Consider the following 6,792-nt stretch of genomic DNA (forward strand, 5'->3'; position numbering starts at 1 on the left):
GCGTATCAGTACAGGTCGACCGGATCGATGTCCAGCGACCAGCGCACCTTGCGCGCTTCGGGCAGTTCGTACAGTTGCAGCACGGCGCGGTCGAGCGTGCCGTGCAGGGCGCGGCGGTTCGGCGACGACAGCAGCAGCTGCATGCGCTGGAAGCCGGCGCGGCGCGGCATCGGCGCGGGCATGGGGCCGTGCAGTTCGAGGTCGCTGCCGTTGGATGGCTGCGGCGCGATGGTCGATCGCGCCGCCTGCAGGAAGCAGTGCACCGCCTCGACGTGCTGCGCCTCGGCCCGCAGCAGGGCCAGGTGCGCGAACGGCGGGAAGCCGGCGGCCTCGCGCTGCGCGAGTTCGCCGTCGGCGAAAGCGTGGTAGCCGCCGGCGATCAGCGTGTTGAGCAGCGGATGCCCGGGGTGGTGGGTCTGCAGCCAGACTTCGCCGGGCTTCGACGCGCGCCCGGCGCGGCCGGCGACCTGGATCAGCTGCTGCGCGAGTTTCTCGCCGGCGCGGAAGTCGGCGGAGAACAGGCCTTCGTCGACGCCGACCACGACCACCAGGGTCAGGTGCGGCAGGTCGTGGCCCTTGGCGAGGATCTGCGTGCCGACCAGGATGCCGGCGCGCTCGCCGAGCGCATCCAGGTGTTTCTCCATCGCGCCCTTGCGCTGCGTGGTGCCGCGATCGATGCGCACGACGGGGAAGCCGGGAAACCGCTCCGCCAGCACTTCCTCCAGCCGTTCCGAGCCGACGCCCTGCGGCTGCAGCGCCAGGCCGCCGCAGTCGGGGCAGGCTGGCGGCGCGGGCTGCCTGTAGCCGCAATGGTGGCATTGCAGGCGCCGGCCGCCGGCGTGCACGGTCATCGACGCGTCGCAGCGCCGGCAGTGCGCGCTCCAGCCGCAGTCGTGGCACAGCAGCACCGGCGCGTAGCCGCGGCGGTTCTTGAACGCCAGTACCTGACCGCCGGCGTCGAGCGCCGCGCCGATCGCGGCCAGCGTTTCCGGCGCCAGCCCCGCGTCGAGCGGCCGCTTGCGCACGTCGGTCACGCGCACCGCCGGCGGCCGCGCTGCGCCGGCGCGGCGCTGCAGGCGCAGGTGCGCGTAGCGGCCGCCGCGGGCGTTGTGCAGCGTTTCCAGCGACGGCGTGGCGCTGCCCAGCAGCACCGGCACGCCGAGCGCCTTGCCGCGGACCAGGGCGAAGTCGCGGGCGTGGTAGCGGATCCCGTCCTGCTGCTTGTAGCTGGCGTCGTGTTCCTCGTCGACGACGATCAGGCCCGCGTCGGGCAACGGCACGAACACCGCCGAACGCGTGCCGACCACCACGCGCGCCTCGCCGCGCAGGCACGCGGCCCAGGTGCGGGCGCGCTCGCCGTCGGACAGGCCCGAATGCAGCGCGTGCACCGGCACGCCGAGCCGCGCGCGGAAGCGCGCCAGGGTCTGCGGGGTCAGGCCGATTTCCGGCACCAGCACCAGCGCCTGCCTGCCCCGCGCAAGGCAGTCGGCGATCGCGTGCAGGTAGACCTCGGTCTTGCCGCTGCCGGTGACGCCGTCGAGCAGCAGCGCGGCGAAGCCGTCGGTGGCGCGGATCGCGTCGACGGCGGCCTGCTGTTCGTCGTTGAGCGCCGGGCCGGGCTGCGGCTCGGGTGCGAACCGCGAAGCCGGGATCGCAACGCGTTCGGCCAGCCCGCGCCGGGCCAGCGCGCGCGCGGCGCCGCGCCAGTCGTCCAGCAGCGTGGCGAGCGCGTCCTCGTCGCGCGGGCCGTCGCGCAGCAGTTCGGCCAGCCGGCGCGGGCGCGTGCCGCTGCGCAGCTTCCCGATCCCGCCGCGGCCTTCGGGGGTCAGCGTCCACGCCCAGGCGTGGGTATCGGGCAGCGGCTCGCCGCGGCGCAGCGGCGCGGGGATCGCGGTGGCGAAGACCTCGCCCGGCGGCGCGTGCGTGTAGCGCGCCAGCCAGCGCAGCGATTCGAGCAACTCGCCGGCCAGCAGCGGCGCGTCGTCGAGCAGGGCCAGGGCGTGGCGCAACTCGCCCGCGGGCCCGTCATCGGGGACCGTCGCCACCTCGGCCACGAAGCCGGTCAGCTCGCGCGGCCCGAACGGCACGCGCACGCGCCGGCCGACGTCGCTCGCTGAAGCGGTTTCGCCGTGCGGCGGCAGGTAGTCGAAAGCCTGCGGCAACGGCAACGGCAGGACGACGCGAAGGCGGAGGGAGGCGGGCACGCAGGAAGTTTAGCCAGTCCCCCCGGCGGTTTCGCGGGGCGGGGCCCCGGGTGCTTGCGCGGCATAGCTGTGACCGCGATAGCAAAAACCGGTGCAAGTGCGCGCCGTTGTTGGGGATTCGCGCTTATCCACACGAACTGTGGATAAGACTGTGCATCAAGCCTTTGCTCCACGCAGCGGAAGCCGGAAATCAGGCATCTTTTTGGGGTTGGCGAAAAAAACGCCAATCACGTATTTCCCTTGAAAATCAATATCTTGATTGTGAAACGAAGCTGAAGCACGGCACTGGCCCGGACTTTCGCCGGCCCGCGTGACGATTTCATGTGTGCTGTGCACAACGCATCCGAAAGGGCTTGACACCGGTGCGATTCAAGCCCTTGCCGGGCCTGGGGAACGTGGACGGGACGCAGACCCGGCCCCGGCTATGATCGACCGGCATGAACCCGATCCAGCGATTCCCGTGACCGAAGTCCCCGCGGCGGCCATCGCCGCCTTCCTGCGCGGCGTCGAGCGCCGCGGCGCCGTGTTCGCCGAACTGCAGTGCGGCGATGCCGACACCGGCGATGCCGCCCTGGCCGGCGCGTTGCGCGCCTTCCGCAACCTCGCCGCCGGCCTGCCGATGGCCGAATGGCCGCTGCGCTTCTGGTCGCTGCTGGCGGCGAGTCCGCAGCTGCGCCAGGACGCGCCGCTGCCGCAATGGCCGCCCGCGTTGCGGGCGCTGGCCGGGATCGCCGCGCGGCCGCGCGCGGCGCTGCTGCTGCGGCTGGCTGCCGGCCTGGACGAGGCCGCCGCGGCCACGGTGCTTGGCCTGGACGAAGCCGGCTACCGCCAGGCGTCGGCCGACGCCTGCCCGCGCGACCCCGCCGGGCTACCGGATGCGGCGGCGTGGCGGGCGCCGGCCGAGGACATCCAGCGCCCGTTGCGCGAATTGCCGCCGCTGCGCCTCGTGCGGCCGGCGCGGCTGCGCGAAGAAGCGCTGGCCGCCACGCGTGGGCCGCAGCCGCAGCCGCAGCTGCGGGTCGCGCCCGCGGTCGCGCGCGGACCTGCCCGCGGACCGGGTCCGCGCTGGCGCTGGTGGGTCCTGCCGTTCGCCGCGGCCTGTGCGGTCGCCGCACTGGCGGCATGGCGCTGGCGGCCGCAAATCCATTCGCTGTCCGCGCCCGTCCCGCCGCCATCGCCGATCGCCGAGTCCGCCCCGAACGGCGTCTTCGCGCTGGCGGAGCCGCCGGCGGTGGCAAGCGAAGAACTGCCGCCGGCCGAGGCGCCCGCGCCGATCGCCGATCCGGCGCCCATGCTCGCCGTGGATGCCATGCCGCTGGACGAAACCGAAGCGGCGATCGTGCGGCAGGCGGACTTCCTCGCCTGGGTCGTCGCCGTCGCGGAAGTGGCGGCCTCATCCACCGGCGCGCCGCAACCCGCGCGGGAGGGCGGCAGTGGCGTCGTGGAAAGGTTGCCGTTGCCGGCCGACCCCCGCGAACTGCACGCGCAACGCGCCGCGTGGGATTCGCTCGACGAAGGCGAACGCGTGCGGCTGCGCGAGGCGGCATTGCGCTTTGCGATGCTGCCGATGGCGCGGCGCGAGCAACTGCACGCGCAGTTCGACGCGCTGGACGGCATGGAGAAACGCGGCTGGCGCCTGGGCCCCGCGCTCGGCGCGGACTATCCGCGGTTGCACGCGCTGCTGGCCTACGCGCCGGCGGACGAAGCCGGCGCGTTGCCTGCGGCGCTGCGCTCGCTGGACCCGGCGCAGCGCGAGGCGCTGGCCACGCTGGTGCAGCGCACGCCGCCGCAGGGGATCGACGCCTTGCGCCGCGAACTGCTGTCCACGGCGCCGGCGCAGCGCGAAACGTGGCTGCGCCGGTTGTCGGCGGAGGGACGCGTTCAGCCGTGGACGAAGCTGAAAACCAGCAATGCGAGCGCGGCGATGCCGACCAGCACGCAATAGACGCTGCCCAGCACGAAGAACCTCAGCAGCGTCGCCGGCCAATCCTCGCCGTAGACGCGCTTCTGCATCAGCAGCAGGTACGCCGGCATCGCCCACCACAGCAGCACGTTCACAAGCCCGACGGCGGCGGCGGCCCAGGCGGCATGCGGCGCCAGCCAGCCGCCGAGCGCCGCCAGCAGGCTCATCGCCAGCAACGTCAGCAGCAACCAGGCGTGGCTGTACAGGGCCACGGCCAGGTGCTCGAGGTAGAGGCGGCCGGAGCCCAGGTAAACCAGTTTCAGCAGCAGCGCGAACAGCGGCACCAGCACGAACAGCGCCTTCGGCACCGCGCCGAGGTAGGCATGCGTGAAAAGTTCCGGGTCTTCGACGAAACGCGGGAAGTTTTCCTTGGCGTGCGCGGCCTGCGCGGTCAGCCAGCGGTTGACCGAGGCCGGCAGCCAGCCGATGCGGACCGGGTTCTTCGCCGGATCCCACGCTATCGTCGTGCCGATGTCCGGCCGCGTGCTTTCGGCGGGAACGCCACTGGCCGCAGCCCGCTCCAGCGCGGCATTGCGTTCGTCGGCGATGCGATTGACGGTGGCGACGGCCTTCTCGAGCTGCTTGCCGCCGCTGCCGATGGCGATGGTGCTGGCGCGCGCCTCTTCGAGAGCGGCCAGCGCCTCGCGGCGCAGGCGCTCGACTTCCGCGGCGGTCGGCGCGTCGCCGAAGCCGTTGACGACGCGCACCGGCACGCCATTGAACTTGGCCACGTCGCCGCCGCCGCCGGCATGCACGGCGAACTGCGCGGCGACGATGGTCAGCACGCTCAGCACCACGAACAGGCGCAGCGGCGCGACGTAATCGACGCGGTGGCCGGCGATGTAGCGCGCGGCGACGCGGCCCGGGAACATCAGGTCGCGCAGGGTGCGGAACACGCGGCCGTCGAGGTGCCAGAACGACTCGAAGAATTCCTCGATCGCGTGCCCGGCGTGGCGCAGCGGACTGTGCACGGATTGCCCGCACTGGTGGCAGAACTTGCCTTGCAGCGGCGTCGCGCAGTTTTCGCAGTGCGAAGGCGCGTGCGTCGCGGGACTCTCGGCGGGCGTTTCCACGGCGTTTTCCCGAATCCGGCAGGACGGCGGTTAAGATAGCGGCCTTGCGCGTCCCGGCGCCAGCGCATCCGCGCGGCCGCAGTCGCGATCCCGGTCTTCCGCATGTCTTCCCCGTCTCCCGCAAACGCGTCCTTCGCCGGCGAAGTGCGCAGCACGGCCCGGCTTGCGCTGCCGCTGGTGCTGGCGCACCTGTCCACCGGCCTGATCGCCTTCGTCGACAGCCTGATCGCCGGCCGCCACGGCACCGCGACGCTGGCCGCGGTGACAGTCGGCACCGCGCTGCTGTGGCTGCCGATGATGGTGCCGATCGGAACCCTGATCTCGCTGACCGCGTCGGTGTCGCAGCTCGACGGCGCGAAGCGCGATGGCGAGATCGGCCCGCTGTTCCGCCAGGCGCTGTGGCTGGCGCTGGCGCTGGGCGCGCTGATGTTCGCCTTCCTCAGCCTCGCGCCCCTGCTGCTGCGGCCGTTCGGCATCGACGACGGCATCGTCCCGGGCGCCGCCGCATTCCTGGGCGCGGTCCGCTGGGGCGTGCCGGGGCTGGTGCTGTTCTTCTGCATGCGCTACCTCAGCGAAGGCATGCACTGGACGCTGCCGACGATGCTGCTGAGCTTCGGCGGCCTGCTGCTGCTGGCGCCGCTGGGCTACACGCTGACCTTCGGCCGCTTCGGCGTAACGGAGATGGGCGCGGCCGGGCTCGGCACCGCGTCCGCGGTCACGATGTGGGCGCAGGCGCTGTGCTTCGCCGCGTACCTGTGGCGCTCGAAGCGCTTCGCGCGGCTGCGGCTGTTCGCGCGCTTCGAGCGGCCGGATCGCGCGGCGATCGTGCAGTTGCTGAAGACCGGCCTGCCGATCGGCGTGACCATCCTGATGGAAGGCAGCCTGTTCATCGTCACCGCGCTGCTGATCGCGCGACTGGGCACGGTGCCGGCGGCGGCGCACCAGATCGCGATCAACGTGGCGCAACTGTGCTTCATGGTGCCGATGGGCGTGGCCGAGGCGACCACGGTGCGGGTCGGCTACGCACTGGGCGCCGGCGACCCGCGCGGCGTGCGCCGTGCGGCGAAGGCCGGCTACGCGATCGTGCTCGGCACCCAGGCGTTGTCGGCGACGCTGCTGCTGTCCGGCCACGACGCGGTCGCGGCGATCTACACGCGCGACGCGGCGGTCGCCGCGCTGGCCGCCTCGCTGTTGCTGTACGCGGCGACGTTCCAGTTCCCCGACGGCATCCAGGTGCTGTCGGCCGGTGCGCTGCGCGGGCTCAAGGACACGCGCGTGCCGATGTGGCTGGCGGTGGTGTCGTACTGGGGCCTGGGCATGCCGCTGGGGGTGGGCCTCGGCTTCGGCCTGGACTGGGGGCCGCAGGGCATGTGGACCGGCCTGATCGCCGGCCTCGCCGCCGCTGCGCTGCTGCTGGCCGCGCGCTTCCACAACAGCAGCAGGCGGTTGGTGCGCGCGCGGAGCGTGCCCGATGGCGCAGTGACTTCAGGGGCATGAAAGCGTAGCCGGCAGACGTTAAGCTGGCCGCAGTTCCCGGAGTACCCCATGAGCC

General features: G+C 72.8%; 5 protein-coding genes. 2 read left to right on the forward strand and 3 right to left on the reverse strand.

Translation table 11 applies throughout. From position 1 onward, the window contains the following. Nucleotides 1-5: 5 nt before the first annotated feature. Both CSC71_RS14155 and CSC71_RS14160 read right to left on the reverse strand, forming a co-directional pair. A complete protein-coding gene (locus tag CSC71_RS14155) occupies nucleotides 6-2,204 on the reverse strand; it encodes a primosomal protein N' (RefSeq protein WP_162375025.1) in 2,199 nt (732 codons plus the stop codon). Nucleotides 2,205-2,360: 156 nt separating this feature from the next. Then, nucleotides 2,361-2,540 (reverse strand): hypothetical protein, encoded by a 180-nt coding sequence (locus CSC71_RS14160; protein WP_162375026.1) that lies wholly within the window; start codon nucleotides 2,538-2,540, stop codon nucleotides 2,361-2,363. A gap of 124 nt (nucleotides 2,541-2,664) precedes the next feature. Between CSC71_RS14160 and CSC71_RS14165 the strand changes: the two genes are divergently transcribed. Continuing rightward, on the forward strand, nucleotides 2,665-4,149 hold the full coding sequence (locus tag CSC71_RS14165; RefSeq protein WP_162375027.1) for a hypothetical protein: 1,485 nt from the start codon (nucleotides 2,665-2,667) through the stop codon (nucleotides 4,147-4,149). On the opposite strand, the gene CSC71_RS14170 is transcribed toward CSC71_RS14165, so the two are convergent. Then, on the reverse strand, nucleotides 4,086-5,240 hold the full coding sequence (locus CSC71_RS14170) for a DUF3667 domain-containing protein (protein WP_162375028.1): 1,155 nt from the start codon (nucleotides 5,238-5,240) through the stop codon (nucleotides 4,086-4,088). The two genes, CSC71_RS14165 and CSC71_RS14170, sit on opposite strands and share 64 nt — an antisense overlap. 102 nt (nucleotides 5,241-5,342) lie before the next feature. On the opposite strand from CSC71_RS14170, the gene CSC71_RS14175 reads away from it, so the two are divergent. Continuing rightward, a complete protein-coding gene (locus CSC71_RS14175) occupies nucleotides 5,343-6,737 on the forward strand; it encodes an MATE family efflux transporter (protein ID WP_162375029.1) in 1,395 nt (464 codons plus the stop codon). Nucleotides 6,738-6,792 lie beyond the last annotated feature (55 nt).

It is taken from the genome of Pseudoxanthomonas sangjuensis (assembly GCF_010211755.1).
Classification (GTDB): Bacteria; Pseudomonadota; Gammaproteobacteria; order Xanthomonadales; family Xanthomonadaceae; genus Pseudoxanthomonas_A; species Pseudoxanthomonas_A sangjuensis.

Excerpts from the sequence above, each read along its gene's own strand:
- CSC71_RS14175 (WP_162375029.1), top strand. The coding sequence starts at position 5,343 with ATGTCTTCCCCGTCTCCCGCAAACGCGTCCTTCGCCGGCGAAGTGCGC.